This window comes from Micromonospora sp. Llam0 (assembly GCF_003751085.1).
GTDB lineage: Bacteria > Actinomycetota > Actinomycetes > Mycobacteriales > Micromonosporaceae > Micromonospora_E.
This window is the reverse complement of the sequence record NZ_RJJY01000001.1, coordinates 6,062,670-6,084,059: the sequence shown is the minus strand read 5'-3', so window position 1 is coordinate 6,084,059 and position 21,390 is coordinate 6,062,670. Positions and strand designations below refer to the sequence as shown.

The window sequence follows — 21,390 nt, the reverse complement described above, 5'->3', positions numbered from 1 at the left end:
CGCGGCACCCGAGGTGCCTGGCCACGGGCGTGCGCCTGGCTGCTGCGACACGAGCTTGAGGCGGCCATGGACCGTTACTGGTCCCGGGTCTGTCCGGCGATCGGGCGGACCCGGGTGCAGCGGCCGAAGCTGCTTCTGCTCGTCGCCTACGCCGGACCCCAGTTGGCGGGACGGTCCAGCTACCTGTGGTGGACCCTGTCCCGAGCCGGTCACCACCACAGCAGATGCCACGAGTTGATGGTGAGATACCTTTCCCGCCGGTTGAAAGGTATCTCACCATCAACTGATCATGGTGATCCCGGCTTGGTGGGTGTCGGCGGCGGGTGGCCGGTCAGGGTGAGCCGTGCAGGACGACCCGGTAGCCGAGTTGCTGGCCGTAGGTCATCAGTGGGCGCAGGGTCGGGACCAGTTCGGTCGCCTCGGTGGACCAGTGATGTCCCCGGTTGCCGTCGAGTCGGCGGTGACGGGCCGATGCCGTCTGCCGTTGTCGCCGCGACTCGCGTCGCAGGTGGTGCAGCCGTTGGGAGGCCGTCGACCGGCCGGAGCGCCAGCCGAGCCGCCGCAGCCACCAGTCACGGATCATCTCGGTGATCATTTCTCTCCCTTGATCAATTTGGTCGATGGTCGGGTTTCTGTGCGCCGGGGCAGTCGGTAGAGTCCGTGGCGCTGGACGAAGATTTCCCGCCGTTCGGCGGCGTTGCCGTGACGGTCGATCACGTATCCGGTCAGCCAGATCCACCCGTCGTAGGTCCACTTCCGGTCGACGGCGATGACCCGGAGTCGGATGGCGCGGTCGTCGGCGAACTGGACGCTGGCTTCCCGGCCGATGATCAGCACGTCGCCGGGCTTCGGCTCCGGCGTGGCGAGTAGCCGGCTACTCACCAGGCCGATCCGCCATCGGGTACTTCGTACGCCCGCAGTCCGGGCACCACCTGGACTTGACCTTGAATGACCACAGCCCGGCGCAGAAGCCGAGCAGCGCTGCGCCGATAGCCGCCCCGATTCCTAGCATGGCCACATCCTCCTGTCGCAGGTGTCGATGGCTTCGAGGTCGAAGATGAGCGCGTCTGCCGCGTGTAGTTCCTCGATCAGGTTGTTGAAGAGGTGGCTGTGGTGTGCGGAGAGGGTTTCGTGGGCGGGGACGATGATGTGGTGGGCGTCCTCGACGAGGAGGTCATGCATCAGGCGGTCGAACGCGGCTCGGCTGGTCGCGCGTTCGATGAAGACGGCGGTCAGCTCGTAGCCGTGGCTGTCGGCGAACTGCTGCATGCGTTGCTCGGCTTGGTCCACGATGGCGTTGCTGGTGTTGGCGTGCGGCGGCAGTAGGCGGATGTAGCCGTACAGCGGCGGTTTCATGGGCTCAGTTCCTCCTGCAGGGTGTGGACCTGGACGCCGGCGTCTTCCAGCGTGCCGAGAAGGTGGCACTGGAAGACCTGGTGCGTGGAGAGGTGCGCAAGGCTGGGCATGATCACGTGCCGGACGTCGCAGCGGCCGATCTCTTCGATCAGTGCGGTGAGGGCCGGGCGGTTCAGCGCGCTGTCGTCCTCATGGAAGAGCCCCGCGAAGCAGTAGCCCTCCTGCTCGGCCCAGAACTTGAACGCGACTTCCATCTGCCGGATGTCGCCATCGAGGGCATCGCGGTCCACCCGCAGGTAGCCGTACACCAACGGCTTCACCATGGACTGCCCCCTTCGAGTCGAGCGGGACCGACGACATGTGCGTGCTCGGGCGATCCCTCGCCGGATGCTTGGCGGTGCGGTGCGCCCAGGTATCGAGGACGAGTAGAGCACTGCGGGTATCGATCTGCAAGACTTCATTTAGGGGACCCGGAAGTCCGTCATAGCGAGCGAAGCATGCATTGCAAAACAGGCGTACAGGTGCTTTCATCGTGAGTGACAGGGTCGCCTCATCGTGAGGCGAGGAGCGGAGGATGAGACGTGGCGGAAGGAGCGACAGGGTCAACGGTGCCGAGACGGCAACTGGGCCGCTGCCTGCGCGATCTCCGGATGCAGGCCCGGTTCACGGTCAGAGCCGCAGCCGACGCTCTGGAGTGGAGCGAGGCGAAGATCTGGCGGATCGAGACCGGGCAGACGTCCATGCGGTCGCTCGACGTCGAGCAGATGTGCCGTGTCTACGGTGCGCTGACAGAGACGACGACATCGCTCATGGCTCTCGCCAAGGAGACCAAGAGCAAGGGCTGGTGGCTGTCATACAGCGACGTAATCAACGAGGGCTTCGACGTGTACATCGGCTTGGAGGAGTCCTGTCGATGCCTGCGGTGGTACGAAGCCGAGCTCGTTCCAGGGCTACTGCAAACCGAGGACTACGCCCGTACGCTGATCGAGGCCGACAACCCCGGCATGGAGCCGCGCGAGATCGACCGGCGGGTCAAGCTCCGAATCGCTCGGCAGGCGCTGCTCACCAGACCGGTCGCGGCACCGGAGCTGAGGATGGTGCTCAACGAGTCGATCCTCCGCCGGCCGGTGGGCGGGCAGGAGGTCATGAGCGCCCAACTGGAACGGCTGGTCACCGTGAGCGAGATGCCGAACGTGGCACTCAGGGTGTTACCGTTCGCGGTCGGGATGCACGCCGGCATCATGTCGGGTCCGTTTGCCGTGTTGGAGTTCCCCACCAACGGCAACGGCCAGGCGACGGAACCGCCCACGGTCTATGTCGACGGGTTCACCGGGGCGCTGTTCCTGGACAAACCGCATGAGATCGACCGGTACGAGGGAGCATTCAGCAACATCTGGGACGCCTCGCCGGACGAGCGGGCGTCGAGGCAGGCAATCAGGGACGCGATGAAGGAGATGGACAAGTGATCACTGGCGACATTTCAGCGGCTCGTTGGTTCAAGTCGAGCCGTAGCAACGGACAGAACAACTGCGTCGAGGTTGCCGACAACCTTCCGGGCGGCGTTTTGGTCCGGGACACCAAGGACCGCGACGGCGGTATCCTGGCCTTCGGCCCGTCCGCGTGGCGTTCGTTCGTCGAGCTGGCCAAGCAGCACCACTGACGGCTATCTCGGCGAGACAGTCGGAGAGCGCCGACCCTGCCTCGGTAGGGTCGGCGCTCTGTATCGTTTGCCGGACGCAGCGAGTCGGGGTCGCGTGTTCGCCGGCCGGCTCGGTCGGTTCGCTCTCCGCCGCGAAGGCTCCGTCGTGACGTCCGTGAGCGCGGACCCCTCGCGGAGCTGTTTGCGCTGTTCAACTGCTATTCGAGAGTGGACGTTGGTGGCGCTTGGGCTGTTGTCGTGCTCTCTCCGGGCGGACCCTTCGCGGACCGCCCGCTCCACCGCAGTTCAGGAGGGGTAGAATCTGTACCCTGTCGCAGCTCTCTCGGGAGCTGCCCTTCATTGAGGCACGGTGGTGCCGGCGGGGATGGTGATGGCGACGGCCGTCGCAGCTCTCTCGGGAGCTGCCCTTCATTGAGGCGTCGCCGCCGGCTGGATCGGCTGGCTCGTCGTGCACCGTCGCAGCTCTCTCGGGAGCTGCCCTTCATTGAGGCAGCAGATCCCGGCACGCTCGGGACGGATAGGTCCGCGCGGGTCGCAGCTCTCTCGGGAGCTGCCCTTCATTGAGGCTGAAGGTCGATCATGTCATCGAAGTCGAGCGCCGCGAGGTCGCAGCTCTCTCGGGAGCTGCCCTTCATTGAGGCCTTTCGGGCTAGAGTTTCAATTTGAAATCGCGGTGTCGCAGCTTCTTGGGGCTGCCCTTCATAAGGGCTTGGTCTGGCAGTTGGTTGGGAACATCCTGCGGCGCTGGCTCGGTGGGCGGGACTGCCGGCTGCCGGGCTGACAGCGGTTGAACGGTTCGTACTCGCTGGCCAGCGCCGCCAGGTCCGGGCCAAGGTAGTGGATCCACCAGATAACATGCCGGTGTGGGGTCTGCGCGGGGACTGCCCACGAGTTACCAAGATTGGCCGGCGCTCGCCGCTGGTGTCAGTCCAGCTGGGTCACGACGTTGCCGTCGGCGTCGTGGCCGACGACGGCGGTGATGTCGGAGAGGTTCATCCCGTCGCGCTGACCCCCGTCGCGAGGAAGCCAGACCGCGTACGCGCCGATCTGGCGACCGCCGGTGGCGGGGAGTTGCTGTACGGCGGCCGTGGCGGTCTGGCCGAACATGGTCACGGACACGCTGGTCACCGCACCGCGTACGGACCCGACCAGGATGATCTCCCGCTGCTGCGGGTCAAGCGGGGCGACGTACGGCATCGGCTTGGTGGGCAGCAGTGGTGGACCTACAGTGTCCAGAGTCTCCGGTACCGGATCGCAGAAGACGAACTCGTTCTCCTTGCCCTCACTGCGCTTATCGACTCGGGCGACGCACACGCAGAACGCGTCTTCGGCGAGCCAGGCGGCGGTCTCCCAACCCGGTACGCGGGCATCCAACACCACGGGCTGTCCGACGGTCGGGGTGGGCGGGGGCGCCTCAGGGCCAGTAGTAGCGTCAGCGCAGCCTTGCACAGCGAGTAGCCCGGCTACGACGGTCAGGAGGATGCGGGCGCGCATGCCGACAGTATTGCGCATGTCTGAGAAATCTCCGGCTCGATGTCCCCGTGGCGGCCGATGACCGCCACGGGGAAGAGGTGGGCGATCAGCAGAAGCAGGCGTATGTCCAGCCGATCCGATAGTTCATGTACACGATGGGTGTGCTCCATGGGAGTCGGACAGTGCTGGCGCCCGACGCGCTGCGGCTGTCGTTCTGGCCACCTGTGCTTGCGCCATGCCACTCCACCTTATGGAGTGTTTGGTTCCACGTCACATCCCAGCCGTCGTCGCAGAGCGGCACCTGGTACGAGAGTGAGATGATATGAGACAGACCGATGGCGAAGCTGGCACAGTTGTTCCCAGACCTGTTGAGGTCGGTGATATCGAGCCTGCCGGGCCGGCCTCTTCGTAGATGTCTGTGATGTCGGCGGCGTCAACCACCTAGGCGGCGAGATGGGCGAGGTAGCGCTCCACCTTGGTCGTGTTGGACAGCCCTTCTGCCTCCCGGCGGGCGGTCTCAGGCCAAGCGGCGGCCGGCAGCTTGGCGGCTGAGCCGCCTCATCGAGATGGGCCGGCACTCTGTCTCAAGCCGGCCGCGACCTCGGCGAGCCCATGGGTTGAAATCGGAGTAACCTAAAGGGACTGTCGGATTTCCGCCAAAGGGAGCCAAAGGGCAATACCAACAGAAATTGATGCAATGAAGGATGTCAGTAATACCGCCCAGGTGTGGTGTAGTTTGCGGGTTGTGACGATCAGCGCAAGAACGAGCCCAGCTAACAACAACTGCATCGAGGCCGTTTGTATTCTTGCCCATGTGAAGGAGTCAAGCGGTCCGACCCAGATAAATGAGACGTGAATGATTGTGTAGGTCCCTTCGGTTGCTAGCATCCCTGTCGTTATACCGGTCAAGGCAGCACTTCGTGCAGGTGGGCCAGATCGAATTGCGTGAGCAAGAACTCCGAGTGTCGCTCCGGCAAATATCGACAGTAGGAGCCAGAATCCATTCGCTGCTACGACCGAGAGAATGCCGCTATGTGATAGGGTGAAATTTTCCGTTTCGGCACCGAGTTTCCAGCGTTGACTCAACACTAGAATAAGTAGGTAGTAGGTTGCGGTCGATGAACAAAGTGTTGCCACGCCAAATAGCGTGGCGAATGAGCGTGTCTCAGTGCGCATCGCCACGAGGAGCGCCACCGCACCCCAGGCTGCAGCGGAACTAACGACGGGGGTGATGAAGAATGCGAGGAACTCTGGGATCAGATCCACCAGAAAGGTGGCGGTGCCGAGTCCTCCGCCGGCAAGAAGTGGCACAGTCAGTGGGACTCGGAACAACTGCTGAATTGTTGCAGCTGGCATTGGCCTACCTTGGTGCATCTGGGCAATTTAGGTTGATTATCTTACTAAATTCGGTAAGATCTCCGTCCGCGACGTCGTCCAGAATCTTATCTCTGCGACTCTGTTCTTCTGCGTCTAACCCCCACTGGTAGAACGCAGAAGTGCGCAGATCTTGGACGAATGTGTTCGCGTGGGTGTAATCTTCTGAGCTCGTCGCAGCGAGCAAAGTCTGCGCCCATGAACAATGCCAATACCAGGCGGCGTCGACTCGGCCCAAATTTACTTCGTACAATACGCGGTCGCCATTCTCGTCGCGATCCGAATAGCCGGGATGCGTGGGCCACTCCCAGCCTGCGGCGAGGTGCAACTGCTCGGCCTCATCCAGGTACTCGCGAGTCGCCTGCGCTGCGTCGACATATCTCGATGCGTTTGAGGGTGCGCCACAGGAGAAAATTGAAGCAGATACGAGTGGCAAGAGTAAGACACCCACTCTGTGTATCGTGTTCCTGAACACTCAGTCTTCTATGCCTTTCCGGGCTGGTGATTCGAACGGCCGAGCCGGGCAACGCGTGTCAAGTCTGACTCGCCTAGCCCGGCTCGGCCACTCGCGCTAGTAGGTCATTTTACCTTCGAAATCGTGGTCGCAGTTGTTGCAGGTGGTCCCGCGCCCAAACTTATTTCGGAACTGAGTGTAAGGTGGGCCGTAGTAGCCAAGGTCGGTGTAGCCTGACGGAGTCTCATTGATTGCGTAGACGGGGCCATCGGTGGAACTGGAACCTTGATTGATCCGCCATCTCATGTAGTCGGCCTTACCATCCGCCAGCCGGGGTGCCCGATGAATATTGATCTCAATATACGGGCCATAGAAGGATACGGTGCGCCAGGTGGTTGATAGGTACCAGACAGTTCCCGAGCTGAAAGTGGAGCCACTGATCGGTGTTTGATAACCGGCGTATGCCGGTGTTGCTAGCAGTGTCGGCGATAACACGGCTATCAGCGTCGTTACGACGGCGACCTTGCTGAGCAGAGTTCGACTGGATTTCGAATTTGACATGATTTCCCTATCTGCAGTGATCAAACAAATCGACTGCGGTGGAACCACCAGAACTACCATAGCATTGCGGATGGAGTCTGTCACTTCCCGTGAGGAAAGCTTCTTTGGTTCGCTCGTGGACCTCCGGTAGCTGCTCGTCAAGGGGGTCTCAATGTGAAATCTCTCCCTTGGGATTGCCTAGTATGACCGCGTTGCAGAAACGCTGGTCAGGACAGCTTCCCGTGGACTCTATGCTTGGCGCAAGCATGGCTCTTGGGCAGGAATCTGGTGGATTTTGGGCAGCCGTAGTCCGTGGTGGGTGATGCGGTACGCAGCGGCCCCAGGGAACACGTGATCGGATAGCTGCTGGTTACGCCGAGTTGGCGGCGGTGTGCAGGCGTAGGCGGCGTCAGTCCGGCGGTCCTGCCGGTGTACCGGAGAGGAGGGTTGTGTAGGTGTCGCGGAGGGCGGTGAGGCGGTCGCGGCGGAACCGGCCCGGTCCGCGTCGTCGCATCCGTCGCCCGACCTCGCTGGTGACGGTGTCGGACGGCACCTCGTCGGCGTCGGCCGGGACGAACTTCAGCACCTCGTCGAGAGCGGCGACGGCCCGGGACAGGGCCGCCGTCGCCCGCCGCCGCTGTACCGGATCGAGCGTGACCGGGTCGGCACCAGCCGGCCCGGCGGTGGCGAAGTCGGCGGGGACCAGGGCGGCGTACCGGTCGGCGACGGCAATCCACTCGCCGGGGTCGATGAGCTGCGACGGCTCCGGGCCGCCGTACGAGAAGGCAGTGCCGGCCGACGGGCGCACCGGCTCGGCGGGCAGCCGGAACAGGAACTCCCGCGCGGTGCCGCAGCCGGCACAGCTTCCGTGGTAGCGGGTGGCCAGGTCGCCATCGGCGAGCGCGACCACCTCGACCTGCGGCTCGAACCGCGCTTCGCTGCAGTCGCACGGGTGCAGCTCGACGTAGAGGCGTGCTTCGGCGCTGCTGCGCGCCGCTGGCAGGACGACGCTCACAACACGCTGCCGACCGCCGACGGCACCCCGCCATGAGCACCAGCACCAGCGACGACACCAGCACCGGCGACGACGCCAACGCCAGCGCCGACGGCGGGCGTACCGGTCGGAGCGGTGTCGGGCCGGACACCTGGGCGGGCGTGGTACCGCAGCCAGTTGGCAAGCAGCCGCCGCGAGGTCGCGACGATCTGCGCCTCACGGGCGTACAGGGTGGCGGTGAAGGCGTCGAGGTCGGCGTCGTCGGGGCCGATCGAGCCTTCGCGGACCAGGGCACCGCGTCGGCTGCGGGCCAGCGCCGCGACGATACTCGCGGTGATTTCGGGGTGGGCCTGGATCGTCCGTACGGTCGGGCCGATCGCCAGCACCTCGTTGCGGTAGACCCGGCTGTACGCCAACTCGACGACCGCCCCTTCGGCGGCCCGCGCCGGCAGTTTCTCGACCACGTCGACGTGCGAGGTGAACAGGTCGAACTCGTCGGGCAGCCCGGTGAACAGCGGGTCGAGCCGCCCGGCCGGGGTCAGCCGAACCGTGTCGACGCCGAAGCGGCGGCCGTGCCCGCCGATCGCCGCCCGCCCGCCGACCGACTCGGCGCGGGCCTGATGCGACCAGCAGATGTGCAGCTCCGGTACGCCGGCCGCAGCGGCGGCGCGGAAGAACTCCTTGGTCCGGGCGATCCACGGCAGCTTCTCGTACGCGGAGTGCCCGGATCCGCCGCCGATGACCGCGTCGGCCTCGATGGTGTCGGGCAGCGGCTGGCCGTCGGCGACGTCGATGGTGACGATCTGCGCCGGGTCCAGCCCGGTGGCGGCGGCTATCCACTGCGGATAGCCGGTGAGGCCGAGGGCGGTCAGTGTGGCGCGTTCCTGGGTGTTGACGAAGAGCAGGCGGATCCGGTCCCGGATCCGGTGGGCGGCGCGTGCGTGGTGGGGCACCTGCCGGAGACTACCGCCCAGGTGATGATCATCGGCCGATCGGTCAGAGGAAAGCGCTTACTCGACCCTGTCGGGTAACGGCACATCCACTGATACTGGTCGACGTGGTGACCGAACTGTCGACCGTGGGCCGGCGTACGGTGTCGTTCGTCGCGCCGGATCCGGCGCGCACCGCCCCGATCACCTGGGGCCAGCGGGCACTGTGGATGGCGCTCCGACGGCATGGCGCCAGCCAGGCCATGTTCGCGTTGAAACGGCACGTCGCGGTGCCCCGCCGGGCACGCTCCGACCCCGAACGGGTGTACGCGGCGATCGCCGCCCTGATGGTGCGGCACACCGCGCTGCGTACCCGGCTGGAGCTGGCCGGCGACGAGCCTCGCCAACGGGTCGCCGACCGGGGCGAACTGTCGGTGCCGGTGGTGCCGGCCGGGTCGGCGGATCCGGTGGCGGTGGCACAGCGGGTCGCCGACGAGTTGGCGGCGGAGCCGTTCGCGCACGCCGACGACTGGCCGCAGCGCGTCGCCGTGGTCACCCGCGACGGGGTGCCGCACCAGATCGTGGTGGTGTTCAGCCACACCACGGTCGACTTCCGGGCGGCCGAGCTGGTGCTGCGTGACCTGCGGCTGCTGCTGGCCCGGGGCCGGATCGACAGCACGCCCGGCCTGCAGTCGGCGGACGTCGCCGACCTGGAGCAGCGGGAGAGCCACCGGCGGCGGTCGGTGCGGGCGGCGGCGTACTGGGTCGAGGTGACCCGCCGGCTGTCGCGCGACACCCGGATGCCGCAGCGGGAGCCGGCCACGCCGCGTTTCCGGCGGGGCGTCCTGACGTCGGCGGCGGCGGACACCGCGACCAGGATGCTCGCCGTACGGCATCGGACGACCACCTCGACGGTGCTGCTCGCGGCGGCGGCGCTGGTGGTCGGCGAATGCTCCGGCAACGACCTGGTCGGCATACACACGATGGTCAACAACCGGATACTGGACGGCTACCCGGAGGCGGTCGCCAAGCTGAACCAGCTGGCCCTGGTGCCGGTCGAGCTGACCGGCGACCGCCGGATGGCGTACCTGCTGCCCCGGGTGTGGCGGGCGGCGCTGGACGGGTACCGGCACGCCTACTACGACCCGCAGACGCTCAGCGACGCGTTCGGCGCGGCCGGCCTGCCGTACGCGACCGGGGTGAACCCGCACTGCTATCTGAACGACATCCGGCTGTCGGCGGACAGCGACCTGTTCGGCCGGGACGTCGACGAGGCGGCGGTACGCGGCGCGCTGGCCGGCACCACGTTTCGGCTGGCCGAGCGGATCGAGCGGTTCACCTGGCGGACCCGGATCGAGATCGTCGACCGCCCGGACGGGCTGGGGCTGGCGCTGACCGCCGACACCACCTACCTCTCGACCGACGACATCGAGCGGTTCCTGCGGGCGCTGGAGGCCCGCCTCGTCGACGGGGCGTTCACCGGGTAGTCGGGCGGCGGCCCGCGACTCGCGGAATAGTTGACGCAGCAACTATGTTTGGCCGGGTAGTCCGAGGGAATCCCAACCGGCCCCTCGCCGCGAGGAGGAGCAGACCATGCAGTTCGGCGTCTTCACCGTCGGTGACGTCACCGTCGACCCGACCAACGGTCGGGAGCCGACCGAGCGTGAGCGGATCAAGGCCATGGTCGCCATCGCGCTCAAGGCCGAAGAGGTCGGCCTGGACGTCTTCGCCACCGGCGAGCACCACAACCCGCCGTTCGTGCCGTCGTCGCCGACCACCATGCTCGGCTACGTCGCGGCGAAGACCGAGCGGCTGCTGCTGTCCACCGCGACCACCCTGATCACCACCAACGACCCGGTGAAGATCGCCGAGGACTACGCGATGCTGCAGCACCTGGCCGACGGCCGGGTCGACCTGATGATGGGGCGCGGCAACACCGGGCCGGTCTACCCGTGGTTCGGCCAGGACATCCGCAACGGTATCCCGCTGACCATCGAGAACTACGACCTGCTGCGCCGGCTGTGGCGCGAGGACGTCGTCAACTGGCAGGGCAAGTTCCGTACCCCGCTGCAGAGCTTCACCTCGACGCCGCGCCCGCTCGACGGCGTACCGCCGTTCGTCTGGCACGGCTCGATCCGCAGCCCGGAGGTCGCCGAGCAGGCCGCCTACTACGGCGACGGTTTCTTCGCCAACCACATCTTCTGGCCCAAGGAGCACACCCAGCGGATGGTCGGCCTCTACCGGGAACGGTTCGCCCACTACGGCCACGGCTCCGCCGACCAGGCGATCGTCGGCCTCGGCGGGCAGGTGTTCATGCGGCGCAACTCGCAGGACGCGGTGCGCGAGTTCCGGCCGTACTTCGACAACGCCCCAGTCTACGGGCACGGTCCGTCGTTGGAGGACTTCAGCTCGCAGACGCCGCTCACCGTCGGCAGCCCGCAGCAGGTCATCGACCGTACGCTGACCTTCCGCGAGTACGTCGGCGACTACCAGCGGCAGCTGTTCTTGGTCGACCACGCCGGACTGCCGCTGAAGACGGTGCTGGAGCAGTTGGACATGCTCGGCGAGGAGGTCGTGCCGGTGCTGCGGCGCGAGTTCGCGGTGGGCCGGCCGGCGCACGTGCCAGACGCCCCCACCCACGCGTCCCTGGTCGAGGCGGCGGCTGACGGCAGCACGGCGACCGACGGCAGTACGGCCGAGAGCGCCGCCGACTCGGCCGCGCCGGCCACGGTGTGACGGCGATGGCCACGAACACCGGCGGCCGGCGACTGGCGGTCGTCACCGCCGGCGTACGCCAGCCGTCGACCAGCCGGCTGCTCGCCGACCAGCTCGCCGCGGCGGTCCGCGACGAGCTGGCCGGTCTCGGCGGGCAGCTGGAGACGACGGTGATCGAGGTACGCGACCATGCCCACGAGGTGGTCGACAACACGCTGACCGGGTTCCCGGCACCGGCGCTGAAGCAGGCGTTGGACGCCGTGGCGGCCGCCGACGGGCTGATCGCGGTCAGCCCGGTGTTCAACGCCGCGTACAGCGGGCTGTTCAAGGCCTTCTTCGACGTACTGCCGGAGGGCGCGCTGTTCGACAAGCCGGTGCTGGTCGGTGCCACCGGCGGCACCACCCGGCATTCGCTCACCTTGGAGCACGCGCTGCGGCCGATGTTCGCCTACCTGCGTGCGGTGGTGCTGCCGACCGCCGTCTTCGCCGGCCCCGAGGACTGGGCCGGCGACAAGACAGACGACCGGGCCGTCGACGGCGCAGGTCCGGTCGCCGGCGCCGGAAGCAACGGCGGCCACGACGGGGCGCTGCGCGGGCGGATCGCCCGGGCCGGTCGGGAGCTGGCCGTCGAGATGCACCGCCGGGAGCCGGTACGGGTGGCCGACCCGTTCGCGTTGACCACCGACTTCGAGCAGCTGCGGATGAACTCGAAGCGCGGGTGAAATCTCGGACGCATTCTGATTCCGGTGGGCGGATCGGGGTGGCAGACCTCGTGGACTGTCGATAGAGTCCGGCTCCTGACCCGTCCACAGGAGAATCATGATGCTGAACGCAGCCGGCTGGGGCCGGCTCGGAGCCGGCACCCTGCTCGCCGGTGCCCTCGTCGTCGCGGCGGCCGCTCCGGCCGCCGCCCAGAACCCAGGGCCGGACCTGTTCGTCTCGTTCGACCGGGAGCCAGTCGCCGAGGTGGACAACTCCGGCGTCACCCTCGGCATGTACGTCTACAACTACGGCGATGCGCCGGCGAGCGACGTGACCATCGTCGTCGACGCCACCGGCGTCGACGACGCGGTGCAGCTGGCCGAGGGCTACCACCCCGGCTGCGAGATCACCGACCGGGTCGTCACCTGCGCGTACGGTGCCCTCGCCGCCGGACTGACCGACCACATCTACCCGGTGCGGCTGGCCAGCCGGGCCGGTGCCACGCCGGGTGACGCCGGCACCATGACCGTCACCATCAGCTCGGCCGAGCAGGACGCCAACCCGGCCGACAACACCACGACCTTCCCGGTGACCGTACTGGCCTCCGGCCCCGACCTGGTCGCCCTGGTCGACGACATCAACACCGAGCAGGACCGGGTCGGACCGGGCGACACCGCCCCGCTGTACGCCGCCGTGCTCAACGAGGGTGACAGCACCGCCGACAGCTACACGATCGGGCTGGACCTGCCGACCGGAGTCGGCTTCGTCGACGAGTACACCGACTGTGACTACATCTCCTACTGGCCGAACGACCCGAAGACGGAGGGGTACGCGTACGGCCCGAGTCGGGTCACCTGTGCGCTGACCATCCCGCTGGCGCCGGGGGAGACCCTGTTCCTCGTCGACGAGCAGGGCGAGTCGCTGTTCGACCTGTACTTCGGCAACAACCTGGCCGGCCCGGACCAGACGAGCGGGTCGTTCGAGGCGCGACTGGTCGCCGACGACCCGGCGCAGGCGCAGGCACGGGCGTCGACGGCCGGCGGGAAGTCGATCAACGAGGCGTTGGCGAATGCTCAGGCGGCGGCGGCCCGATCGGCGGGCCGATCGGCGGCGTCGCTCCTTGAGGAGATCGACACCGAGGACAACGTCGACTACTTCGCCGTACACACCAAGCCGAACACGTTCGACATCGCGGTCACGGCCGAGCCGGTGACCGGCGAGCCGGGCGAGACCGTCGACCTGACCTTCACCGTCGTCAACAACGGGCCGTCCGACGGAAGCGGACCGGGCGTGACCGTCACCGCGCCGTCGGGCACCGTCCTGCTGCCGTCCGACTGGTGCTACACCGAGGGCGAGCCGGGCACCCGGCTGCCCGAGTCACCGGCACTGCGGTGCAACTTCGAGAGCATCTTCCCGGCCACCGCGTCCGGCGGCGGGCAGATCACCCACACCCTCCAATTGAAGATCGAATCAACGCCGGGTACGGACGGAACGATCGTCGCCGACAGCGGCGGGCCGTCGACCGAGTCCGACCCGTCGAACAACACCGTCGCCATCGTCTTCACCGGCGCGGGCGACGACCCGGACGATGAACCGGGTGGCGGCGGGGCCGGCGACGGCGACGAACTGCCGATCACCGGCGCGTCGGTCGGCACGGTCGTCGGCGTCGGTGCGGTCGCGGTGGCGCTCGGTGTCGCACTGCTGCTGACCGTACGGCGGCGGGCAACGGTGACCGTCTCCGCTCCAGAGTGACCGTCTTCGCTCCAGAGTGACCACCGTCGGTGAGCAGGAGGCCGGGTCGTCCGCCAGCGGGAGCTGGCTCTCGCACCTGAGCACGATGCGTCACATCGGCTAGGCCGGCAACATGTAAATATGTCTAGCCTTTTTAGGACACTCCGGGTCGCCGCCACCAGCGTGACACTGGTGGCGGCGATCGCCGTCGTACCAGCGTCCGCCGCCGCGCGACCCAGCCCGTCAACCGGCCCGTCCGCCGGTGGACCCGCGTCGGGCGGCTCGCCCGGCGACGCCATCGACCGCGCCGCACTGCAGTCCGTACTCGACGACGTGACGGAAGCCGGCGTACCCGGCGTCCTGGCCGCCGTCCGCGACGGCCGACACGAGTGGCAGGCCGCTGCCGGCCACGCGTACGCCACCCGACCCCGCCCGATGCAGCCGTGGATGCGGCACCGGATCGGCAGCACCACCAAGACGTTCGTCGCCGCCACAGTGCTGCAACTTGTCGACGAAGGCCGGCTCGGGCTCGACGACCCCATCGGGCAGTGGCTGCCCGAGACGGTTCCCGGCGAGGTGGGCGAGCAGGTCACCGTACGGATGCTGCTCAACCACACCAGCGGCATCGGCAACTACACGAATGCGATGCTCACCTCGTACGCCGCGATCGACCAGATGCAGGTCACCACGTACCCGCCGGCGGAGCTGGTCGCGACGGGCCTGGCGATGCCGCGCACCAACCCGCCCGGCGCGATGTTCAGCTACTCCAACACCAACTACGTCCTCGCCGGCCTGCTGATCGAGGCGGTCACCGGCAACGACCCCACCACCGAGGTGCAGCGGCGGATCCTGCGGCCGTTGCGACTGACCGGCACCTACTTTCCCGGCGCCGACCCGACGATCCGTGGCCCGCACGGCGGCGCCTACTTCGCGTCGTTCGGTGTGCGGGACCTCGGCGAGTTCAACATGAGCTGGGCGTGGACCGCCGGTGAGATGATCTCCACCACCGCCGACCTGAACACGTTCTACCGGGCGCTGCTCGACGGTGAACTGCTCGACGCGGACACCCTCAACGAGATGCTCACCACGGTGCCGTTCGACCCGTCCGCCCCGCAGTTCGGCGGCTACGGTCTCGGCATCTACTCGGCGCCGCTGCCGTGCGGCGAGTTCTGGGGACACGACGGCGCGGTGCTCGGCCATCTGACGATCTCACTGCACAGCCGGGACGGCGCACGTCAGCTCTCCACCGGTATCAACCTCAGTCACTACGACATCGGGTTCCCGGACGCGCACCCGGTCGACGTCGCCTGGCAGACGCTGCTGCTGGGCGCGCTCTGCCCGGCCGACGCGTCGGCGAGCCGGTCCGCCGGTGCGGCCCAGCTGCCGCCCAGCGTGACCCGGCTGCCCGGCAACACCGGGCCGGTGGCGGTCGGATAGCCGTACGGCGACCGCTGGCCGTGGTCCCGGTTGCGCCGTCCGGCGTGCCGGGACCACTCGGCGGCCCCGCACCTTTCAGTGGAGGTCGTGCTCGGCCGGGTCGGCGTTGAGCACCCAGGCGAGCGGCATGGTGGCCCGGGGCAGGTAGTGGTCACCCTCGTGTCGGTACATCGTGACGGTCTGCGCCGAATCTTGGCCGATCGTCCAGTACTGCGGGATGCCGGCACCGGCGTACTCGGCCGGTTTTGCGACGGTGTCGGTGGCCTCGGAGCCCGGCGAGATGATCTCCACTACCAGCAGGACATCGGTGACAGGTAGCCACACCCCATCGGCCTGCGCCTTGTTCCAGACGACAAGATCAGGAATGCGCCCACCGGTGCTCCCGGCTGCCCCAGGGATACGCAGGCCGACCGTCTGGGCGATGCGGTCGGCGGGAATCCCGGCGGCGAGCAGCCATCCGGTGAGCCGGGTGGCGATGATCGCGTGCATGTACCCGGCCGGTGGCATGACCGACAGCACTTGATCGGGGCTGATCTCGTACCGATGGTGCTCGTCCTCGGCCATCATCGCGGTGAGGTCGTCGAGCGTGATCACCGTAGGCATGTGCCGGCCGACGGCTTCCGCGCTCATAGGCTGACTCTAGCTCAGCGGCGCGGCAGGAGGGTCAGTACCTGGGTGCGGTCGAGCAACGAGTCCTCGGCGGCACCCGCGTTCAGCTGGTGATAGCTGACGACCGGTTCGAGCCGGTCGAAGGTGCAGTGGCCCCGGCCCGGATCACCCACCAGCACCTGCACGCCCCGGTCGGCGAGCCGGCCGAGGAACGGCAGCACCCGGGTGGCGAGTTCGGCGTTGTACAACGCGTCGCCGACCAGCACCAGGTCCACCTCGGTCACGGTGCCGTCGAGCAGATCGTCGACGGTGGTGGTGAGCCGGGCGTCGTTGACGACGGCGTTGAGCGCTATCGCCGTCGCGGCGTACGGATCGATGTCGTTGGCGGTGACCGTCGCCGCACCCGCCATCGCCGCCGCGATGGCGACCAGCCCGGACCCGGAGGCGAGATCGAGCACCCGCCGCCCGGCGACCACGTCGGGGTTGTCGAGCAGGTAGCGGGCCAGTGCCTGACCGCCGGCCCACGCCGAGGCCCAGTACGGCGGCGGTAGCCGCCGGCCGGCGGCGGCTTCCAACCGGGCCCAGAGGAGCGTCGGATCGTCGGCGAGAAAGAGCTTGATCTCCGCCGCGAGCGGCACCCTGGTCAGCCGGAGCTGGTCCGCTCCGCCGGTGTCGGTGCCGGCGGCGTCGTCAAAGAGTTGCCGTTGCAGGGGATCCGGTGTCAGCGGATCCGGTGTCAGCCCGCCCTGGGACGACGCCGTCGACGGTCGCGTCCCAAGGGACGGGGACAACCTCAGATCACCCGGATGTTGGCCGCCTGCAGGCCCTTCTGGCCCTGCTCGACGTCGAACTCCACCCGCTGGTTCTCTTCGAGGGTACGGAAACCGCTGGACGCGATCGCGGTGAAGTGGGCGAAGACGTCAGCTTCTCCGCTGTCCTGGGTGATGAAGCCGAAACCCTTGTCAGCGTTGAACCACTTCACGGTACCGATTGCCATGTCTGCTCCTAGCCGGTGACGGGTCCGCGACGTGCGGACCTCTGCTGCCGCACTCATCAATCTCCGTCCGGAGAGACCGGCAGAATCTGCCAATGCCCGGCTGCTGCCGGCTGCGATCAGGCAGGCGGCATGAAGAAATCAACTGCAACGCGGCAAACCTAGCATGTCGAGGGGGTACGAGTGCCCCGCCCTCGCCGGTGCCGGCAGCGTACCGCCGGCACCGGCGACCCCCGGGCCACTCTCAACCGGCGGCGGGGACCAGCCCGACGTGGGCGGCGATGCCGGCCGCGCTCACTGGGAACCGCCCCAGCAGGTCGGCCACCGCCGGATCCCCGCCGGCATTGCCGGACCCTCCGTCGGCCGGACCCAGCCCTACCGCCTGCCCGTCGGCCGCGGCACCGGCCGCGCAGTCCAGCAGATCCGCCACCGCCACGGCGGCCAGCGGATGCTCGGCCAGCAGCTGCGGCGCCGGCCCGGACATGACGTACCGGGCGGCCTCCGCCGCCGGTGCCGTCCCGCCGCCGGGAATGCCGGTCTGCATGCCGGTCTGCTGTCCTGTCGGGGCGGCTGCGGCCCACGGCGGGGTCCAGGAGTCCAACGCCGGCAGCGTCGCCGGGAAGGTACGGCCGGCCTCCCGGACCAGGATCGGCACCAACTCGCCGGCCTGCTCCCGCAGCGTGGTGATCAGCGTCGGCAGCCAGGGCAGCAGCACCGGGTCGGGCAGCTGGCCGAACGCCGCCGACAGCACCTCCACCACGAACGGCGCCAACGTCGGCACCGGCTCCAGCGCCTGCACGAACCCGCTCAGGTAGTGCGGGAACGCCCCGACGGTGAGCGGGCTGGCCAGCAGATCCGAGCACCGCTCACGCAACTCGGCCAGCGGCAGCTGACCGAGCTGGGACTGCGCCGCCCAGTGCAACGCGATCTTCGCCGGTGTCTCCGGATGCGACTGGCGTACCGCCAGCTCCAGCTGGGTCCGGTCGCAGCCCAACGCCATGGCGACGCTTTCCATGGTCATCAGGAAGCCCAGCATCGCCGCCACCTGCCGCAGCCCGGTCTCGTCGTCGACGAACGCGGTCGGCAGCAGGGTGCAGTAGTGGGCGTACCCGGTACTGACGAAGTCCTGGCACCAGGCCGGCAGCTGCGGCTCACCGCTGGTGCGGTAGTACGCCAGCAACTGCCGGATCCGCTGCAGCACCTCGGGCGCCCCGTCGGCGGTGCGCTCGGCGGCGAGCAGCTGCACGGCCCGGGCACCGAGCTCGTCGGTCAGCCGCCGGTTGCTCAGGAACAGCAGCGAGTCCTCGACCGCCGCGAGGGCGTGTGCCGCCGTGGCCTGCGGATCCCAGGCCGCCCGGCGCAGCCGCTGTTCGAGCACCTGCTCGATGGTCACACCCTCGTAGCCGAGCTCGATGATCGACCGCTGGTGGCGACCGATCGCGACATCCCAGCTCTCCTGGACGGACTGTTCGCCGAGCCGCCGCTCGCCCATGATCGGGCGGACCACCTCCGGCGGCAGCAGCCGCCGCAGCATCCACAACAGATCGGAGCAGGGCCGCAGCTCCGGCTGCCCGTGCAGATCCAGCAGCGCCCGCTGCACGGTACGCCGCTTCGGGTCCAACCCGAGTGGTGCCAGCCGGTCGTAGACGTCGCGGGCCAGCGGCGGCAGTGCGTCGTAGCCGACCCGACCGATCCGGTCACCGCCGAACATGATCTCGCACAGCCGGCGGACGTCGCGCCGGCCCGGCACCACGTCCTTCTCGATGCAGGTGACCGCGGCGTCGGCGAAGTCGTACGGGGTGGGCCGGCGTCGGTTGCGTATCCCGGCCAGCAGCACCGCCGTTTCGAAGATGGCGATCGCGTCGGCGGTGCTGGCCAGGTAGCCGTTGCGCCGGGCCAGCCGGACGATGTCGACCGACCAGCCGCGCAACTCGGCCTCGTCGAGCTCGCCGGGCCGGCTCGGGGCGGCCAGGAAGCCGCTGAGCCGATCGTCGCCGGCGACCGCCGTACCACCGCCACCGCCGGCGGTCGTTGGCCGCGCCGGCTTCTTCGGCTTGCGGGCCGAGCTCTTGCGGCCGCCCTGCTGCCCGGCCAGCCGGTACGGGATGATCTTGCTGCCGGTCAGCGCCTTCTGCCAGGTGCTGGCGGCGATCGACACCGTGCCACCGGCCAGCCCGAACTGTGCCTCGATCGCCGAGTGGCTGGACGGGATCAGCCCGTACCGCCACTTGGTGTCGGTCCGCGCGGTGATCTCGAACGGCGCGGTCGACCGTACGCCGAACTGCTCGACCCGGCTGGCGGCGTGGAACGCGCCGCAGACGTACAGGCAGTCGGCCGGGTCGGCCCCGGAGGCGGCGAGGTGTTCGCGCATCCGGATCCACATGTAGCGTTCCCGGTCCTCGTCGCGGTCGCACCGCGCCGCGTCGCTCGGCCGCAGCCGCCGGAACAGGCTGCCGATCATGACCATGACCTGCCGGTACGTGTCGTGGTCCGCGCCGATCAGCGGCTGCTCGACGTACTGGTCCCACCATTCCGACCAGTGCCGCACCTTGCCGTGGTGCAGCAGGTACGCCTCCAGCTCGGCGAACCCGGGGCGCAGGTCGCCGATCCCGACACCGACGGCGTCGCCGTGCAGCGCCTTCTCATCGTCCTCGCCGTCTGCCTGGCCCTGCTGCTGGCCCTGCCCGCTCTGCTGGCCCTGCTGCGCCGGCTCGTCGTCGCCGTCTGCCGGAGCGGCCGAATCCGTCTGGTCGTCGGACTGCCACTGGAAGACGTGGTCGGTGGAGCGGTCCACCAGCAGCAGTTCCACGCCCGGTGTCTCCATCGCGTACGCGATCGCCTGGTACTCGGCGGACGCCTCGGTGATCGGTGCGATCACGCTCAACGGCCCGGCCCCGGCGGGGAAGCCGTCCAGGTCGCTGGCGAAGGCCTGCAACGCCACCGGCAGTTCGCAGTTGCGCAGCTCGGTCAGCAGCGGCTGCATGTCCTCGCACAGCTCCAGGTAGATCACCTTGGGCTGTTTGGCGCGCAGCCGGCGGGCCATCGCCAACGCCGACGACGGCGAGTGGTGGCAGACCGGGAAGATCTCCAACTCCTCGCCGAGTGCGTGGTCGACGTCGTCGACCAGGCCGGCGAGGATGCCGGTCAGCGCGTCGGGCGAGTCGGCGAACGCCGTCGCGGCGTCCGCCAACTGCTCCCGCAACGCCCCGAACCGGCTGTCCGACGACGCACCCGTGACCGACGCACTCGTGACGGGCCTGCTCGTGACGGGCTTGCTCATGACAGGGTCGCAATGCTCTGCCGGCCGCCTTCGAGGAACGCCGGCCACTCCCCGCCGTCGGCCTTGCTGCGCGGCTCGATCACCCCGTGCCAGAACTTGTTCAGGATCGCCAGGTCCTCCGGGCTGCGCCGGGCCAGCGAACCGACCATCGAGCTGGCCAGGGTCTCGGCGCGCAGCGTCCGGTCACCGAAGAACTGGCTGTGCAGGATCGCGTCCTCCAGCACGCCGATCTGCTCGGCAGTGGACAGCGCCGACTCCAACTTCTCGTCGTCGCTGGTCGCCGACGCGGCGGCCTTGCGCAGATCGGCGAAGCTCTGCAGCAGCACGTCCAGCAGGGTCGGTGGCACCTCCAGCTCGATCTGGTGGCGTCGCAGCAGCTCGGTGGTGCGGAACCGGACGATCTCCGCTTCGCTGCGCTTGTTCGTGATCACCGGGATCCGGACGAAGTTGAACCGACGCTTGAGCGCCGACGACAGGTCGTTGACGCCCCGGTCCCGGCTGTTCGCGGTGGCGATGATCGAGAATCCGGGTTGGGCGAAGACGATGTTGTCCGAGTCGAGCTCCGGGATGGAGACGTACTTCTCGGACAGGATCGAGATCAGCGCGTCCTGCACGTCGCTGGTGGAGCGGGTCAGCTCCTCGAACCGGCCGATCACCCCCTGCTCCATCGCGGTCATGATCGGCGACGGGATCATCGACTGCCGGGACTGGCCCTTGGCGATCACCATCGACACGTTCCACGAGTACTTGATGTGGTCCTCGGTGGTGCCGGCAGTGCCCTGCACCACCAGGGTCGAGTTGCGGCAGATCGCGGCGGCGAGCAGCTCGGCCAGCCAGCTCTTGCCGGTGCCCGGGTCGCCGATCAGCAGCAGCCCCCGGTCGGAGGCGAGGGTGACGATGCTGCGTTCGACGAAGCTGCGGTCACCGAACCACTTCTGCGGGATCTCCCGGTCGAGGCCGTCGGCGCGCTCGGAACCGAGGATGAACAGGCGCACCATCTTCGGGCTCAACCGCCACGAGTACGGCTTCGGGCTGTCGTCGATCGATTCGAGCCAGTCGAGCTCCTCGGCGTACTTGATCTCGGCGGGGGCGCGCAGCATCTCTGCGGTCATGGTGCGGTTTCTCCTAGATTGAAAGGCTCG

General features: G+C 68.1%; 21 protein-coding genes and 1 CRISPR repeat array. Of the genes, 7 read left to right on the top strand and 14 right to left on the bottom strand.

All coding sequences use genetic code 11. The features are described 5' to 3' along the window. Nucleotides 1-331: 331 nt before the first annotated feature. The 4 genes from EDC02_RS40425 to EDC02_RS26260 all read right to left on the bottom strand — a co-directional run bounded on the left by EDC02_RS40425 (nt 332) and on the right by EDC02_RS26260 (nt 1,679). On the bottom strand, nt 332-595 hold the full coding sequence (locus EDC02_RS40425; RefSeq protein WP_158632311.1) for a hypothetical protein: 264 nt from the start codon (nt 593-595) through the stop codon (nt 332-334). Beyond that, nucleotides 592-882 (bottom strand): hypothetical protein, encoded by a 291-nt coding sequence (locus tag EDC02_RS26270; protein ID WP_123604250.1) that lies wholly within the window; start codon nt 880-882, stop codon nt 592-594. The genes EDC02_RS40425 and EDC02_RS26270 overlap by 4 nt, the downstream gene beginning before the upstream one ends. A gap of 123 nt (nt 883-1,005) precedes the next feature. Then, the gene (locus EDC02_RS26265; RefSeq protein WP_123604249.1) at nt 1,006-1,356 is read right to left on the bottom strand and encodes a recombinase family protein; all 351 of its coding nucleotides are present in this window, start codon (nt 1,354-1,356) and stop codon (nt 1,006-1,008) included. After that, nucleotides 1,353-1,679 (bottom strand): recombinase family protein, encoded by a 327-nt coding sequence (locus EDC02_RS26260; protein WP_158632310.1) that lies wholly within the window; start codon nt 1,677-1,679, stop codon nt 1,353-1,355. Before EDC02_RS26260 ends, EDC02_RS26265 begins: the two co-directional genes overlap by 4 nt. 285 nt (nt 1,680-1,964) lie before the next feature. On the opposite strand from EDC02_RS26260, the gene EDC02_RS26255 reads away from it, so the two are divergent. Both EDC02_RS26255 and EDC02_RS26250 read left to right on the top strand, forming a co-directional pair. Continuing rightward, nucleotides 1,965-2,822, top strand: coding sequence for a helix-turn-helix transcriptional regulator (locus EDC02_RS26255; protein ID WP_233606296.1), 858 nt, complete (start codon nt 1,965-1,967; stop codon nt 2,820-2,822). Beyond that, a complete protein-coding gene (locus EDC02_RS26250; protein ID WP_370461497.1) occupies nt 2,819-3,016 on the top strand; it encodes a DUF397 domain-containing protein in 198 nt (65 codons plus the stop codon). Before EDC02_RS26255 ends, EDC02_RS26250 begins: the two co-directional genes overlap by 4 nt. 310 nt (nt 3,017-3,326) lie before the next feature. Then, nucleotides 3,327-3,725: a CRISPR direct-repeat array (repeat unit 36 nt; unit sequence GTCGCAGCTCTCTCGGGAGCTGCCCTTCATTGAGGC). Between the two features lie 215 nt (nt 3,726-3,940). Here the strand turns inward: EDC02_RS26250 and EDC02_RS26245 are convergent. The 5 genes from EDC02_RS26245 to EDC02_RS26235 all read right to left on the bottom strand — a co-directional run bounded on the left by EDC02_RS26245 (nt 3,941) and on the right by EDC02_RS26235 (nt 8,804). Continuing rightward, nucleotides 3,941-4,393 carry a hypothetical protein gene (locus tag EDC02_RS26245; RefSeq protein WP_233606295.1) on the bottom strand — a complete coding sequence of 151 codons (453 nt, stop codon included), beginning with the start codon at nt 4,391-4,393 and terminating at the stop codon, nt 3,941-3,943. A 729-nt stretch (nt 4,394-5,122) separates the two neighbouring features. Beyond that, complete coding sequence (locus EDC02_RS39760) at nt 5,123-5,845, bottom strand: DUF6518 family protein (RefSeq protein ID WP_148083630.1); 723 nt, start codon at nt 5,843-5,845, stop codon at nt 5,123-5,125. A 589-nt stretch (nt 5,846-6,434) separates the two neighbouring features. Continuing rightward, complete coding sequence (locus tag EDC02_RS39755; protein ID WP_148083629.1) at nt 6,435-6,926, bottom strand: hypothetical protein; 492 nt, start codon at nt 6,924-6,926, stop codon at nt 6,435-6,437. 340 nt (nt 6,927-7,266) lie between these two features. Next, nucleotides 7,267-7,872 carry a hypothetical protein gene (locus tag EDC02_RS26240; protein ID WP_123604246.1) on the bottom strand — a complete coding sequence of 202 codons (606 nt, stop codon included), beginning with the start codon at nt 7,870-7,872 and terminating at the stop codon, nt 7,267-7,269. Next, the gene (locus tag EDC02_RS26235) at nt 7,869-8,804 is read right to left on the bottom strand and encodes a type 1 glutamine amidotransferase (RefSeq protein ID WP_123604245.1); all 936 of its coding nucleotides are present in this window, start codon (nt 8,802-8,804) and stop codon (nt 7,869-7,871) included. Before EDC02_RS26235 ends, EDC02_RS26240 begins: the two co-directional genes overlap by 4 nt. A 104-nt stretch (nt 8,805-8,908) precedes the next feature. Between EDC02_RS26235 and EDC02_RS26230 the strand changes: the two genes are divergently transcribed. The 5 genes from EDC02_RS26230 (at nt 8,909) to EDC02_RS26210 (ending at nt 15,365) form a co-directional block, all read left to right on the top strand. Next, on the top strand, nt 8,909-10,267 hold the full coding sequence (locus EDC02_RS26230) for a condensation domain-containing protein (protein ID WP_123604244.1): 1,359 nt from the start codon (nt 8,909-8,911) through the stop codon (nt 10,265-10,267). 106 nt (nt 10,268-10,373) lie between these two features. Then, nucleotides 10,374-11,516, top strand: a complete 1,143-nt coding sequence (locus EDC02_RS26225) for an LLM class flavin-dependent oxidoreductase (RefSeq protein ID WP_123604243.1) — start codon at nt 10,374-10,376, stop codon at nt 11,514-11,516. Between the two features lie 5 nt (nt 11,517-11,521). Continuing rightward, nucleotides 11,522-12,217 carry an FMN reductase gene (locus tag EDC02_RS26220; RefSeq protein ID WP_123605159.1) on the top strand — a complete coding sequence of 232 codons (696 nt, stop codon included), beginning with the start codon at nt 11,522-11,524 and terminating at the stop codon, nt 12,215-12,217. A 97-nt stretch (nt 12,218-12,314) separates the two neighbouring features. Next, the gene (locus EDC02_RS26215) at nt 12,315-13,949 is read left to right on the top strand and encodes a DUF11 domain-containing protein (RefSeq protein WP_123604242.1); all 1,635 of its coding nucleotides are present in this window, start codon (nt 12,315-12,317) and stop codon (nt 13,947-13,949) included. A 120-nt stretch (nt 13,950-14,069) separates the two neighbouring features. Then, entirely contained in the window at nt 14,070-15,365 is a 1,296-nt protein-coding gene (locus EDC02_RS26210; RefSeq protein ID WP_123604241.1) for a serine hydrolase, read from the top strand. Between the two features lie 75 nt (nt 15,366-15,440). Here the strand turns inward: EDC02_RS26210 and EDC02_RS26205 are convergent, their stop codons facing one another. The 5 genes from EDC02_RS26205 to EDC02_RS26185 all read right to left on the bottom strand — a co-directional run bounded on the left by EDC02_RS26205 (nt 15,441) and on the right by EDC02_RS26185 (nt 21,360). Further along, nucleotides 15,441-15,995 carry a Uma2 family endonuclease gene (locus EDC02_RS26205; RefSeq protein WP_233606294.1) on the bottom strand — a complete coding sequence of 185 codons (555 nt, stop codon included), beginning with the start codon at nt 15,993-15,995 and terminating at the stop codon, nt 15,441-15,443. Between the two features lie 14 nt (nt 15,996-16,009). Then, entirely contained in the window at nt 16,010-16,699 is a 690-nt protein-coding gene (locus EDC02_RS26200; protein ID WP_370461564.1) for a methyltransferase, read from the bottom strand. 68 nt (nt 16,700-16,767) lie between these two features. Continuing rightward, nucleotides 16,768-16,971: a cold-shock protein gene (locus tag EDC02_RS26195; RefSeq protein ID WP_123604240.1), complete on the bottom strand. Its 204-nt coding sequence runs from the start codon at nt 16,969-16,971 to the stop codon at nt 16,768-16,770. 241 nt (nt 16,972-17,212) lie between these two features. Then, a complete protein-coding gene (locus EDC02_RS26190) occupies nt 17,213-20,248 on the bottom strand; it encodes a DUF5682 family protein (RefSeq protein ID WP_233606292.1) in 3,036 nt (1,011 codons plus the stop codon). Further along, nucleotides 20,245-21,360 (bottom strand): AAA family ATPase, encoded by a 1,116-nt coding sequence (locus EDC02_RS26185; protein WP_123604239.1) that lies wholly within the window; start codon nt 21,358-21,360, stop codon nt 20,245-20,247. The genes EDC02_RS26190 and EDC02_RS26185 overlap by 4 nt, the downstream gene beginning before the upstream one ends. Nucleotides 21,361-21,390: the final 30 nt, after the last annotated feature.